The sequence below is a fragment of the Algoriphagus hitonicola genome (assembly GCF_900113375.1).
In the GTDB taxonomy this organism is placed as follows: Bacteria; Bacteroidota; Bacteroidia; order Cytophagales; family Cyclobacteriaceae; genus Algoriphagus; species Algoriphagus hitonicola.
This window is the reverse complement of the sequence record NZ_FOPC01000034.1, coordinates 1-1098: the sequence shown is the minus strand read 5'-3', so window position 1 is coordinate 1098 and position 1098 is coordinate 1. Positions and strand designations below refer to the sequence as shown.

1 protein-coding gene is annotated in these 1098 nt (G+C 40.3%); it reads left to right on the top strand.

Annotated features, from left to right (window positions below; all coding sequences use genetic code 11):
* The first annotated feature begins 137 nt into the window (after positions 1-137).
* On the top strand, positions 138-965 hold the full coding sequence (locus tag BM043_RS19295; RefSeq protein ID WP_092794911.1) for an outer membrane beta-barrel protein: 828 nt from the start codon (positions 138-140) through the stop codon (positions 963-965).
* Positions 966-1098 lie beyond the last annotated feature (133 nt).

Sequence of the window (1098 nt, the reverse complement as noted above, 5' to 3'; positions counted from 1 at the left end):
ATATAAGAGCAGTAAAATTCTTGAATTTAAGATTACCGCTGATGAAAAAGTGGATATCCAGGATCTTCCAAAGGGAGATTACCTTGTCAGAGTAAAAATAGGTGAGGATGTGGTTTTGGAATCTAGATTGATAAAAAATGAATAAGGCTCCTCTATTGTTTATAATCCTTTCAATCTTATCAGCGGAAGCTTTTTCACAACAGAAATTCTTCGAAAAAATCAAATTCGGTTTTTCCGGTGGACTGGCCGTACCTGTTGGCCATTTTAAGGAAATTTCTATCGCTCCATCCTTAGAACCTGTCCCACCCAGCTCTAATCCAGAGAGATTTCAGGGATTTCTCAAAAATGAGGGAGGTCAAGCAGAACTGGGCTACAGTCTGGGACTAAATCTGACCTATCCTCTCACTTCTTCGGTTTTTATAAGCCTAAATTATCTTAATACCCAACATTCTATAGATACCCATCCACAACAGACCTTTTACAATGCCAATTTTAAATCTGAAATTGATTTAAACGGAATGCCGTTTGAAGTTCCAGGTAGACTGGAAAGCGATCCTTATCGCGCTAGTCTCTTTTACATAGGAATAGGGTATCGTGTGCCTATTCTTCGCATGGAGGTTCGATTTACTGGCCTGGCAGGGATAAATAACCTGGAGTTTCCTTTTTATTCCTGGACCTATCAGATTTCAGAGACCACAGCCATTCCACTAAGGCCATTTCCTGTAGATGGACCAGTGCCGACTAACTTACGAGAATTTGCTTATGGACTGGAAACCAAAGTAGCCTACTCGCTGTCTGAAAAGCTTGGTGTAAACCTTTCAGCCACCTATCTTCGTTCTGACCATCCTCATGACTATTGGACCAGTTTGCTGGCAGCATCTATTGGTTATAAAATTCAAGATGAAATTCGATACAGAAATATTGCGGTTCAATTTGGGATTTCTTATCGGTTTGGAAGTGAGTGAAAAGCGAAGAATCAGCGGAATAGACAACTATTTGAATATGGAATTGTATCGGATTTTGGGGAGTTGATAAGGAGCTTATTTTATCCAGACTTGGCTTTTCGGCAGGGGGTAGAATCCCTGCAAAGTTGGAAAG

What these genes read in the sequence shown, in the direction of transcription:
- BM043_RS19295 (WP_092794911.1), top strand. Translation starts at nt 138, where the DNA reads ATGAATAAGGCTCCTCTATTGTTTATAATCCTTTCAATCTTATCAGCG.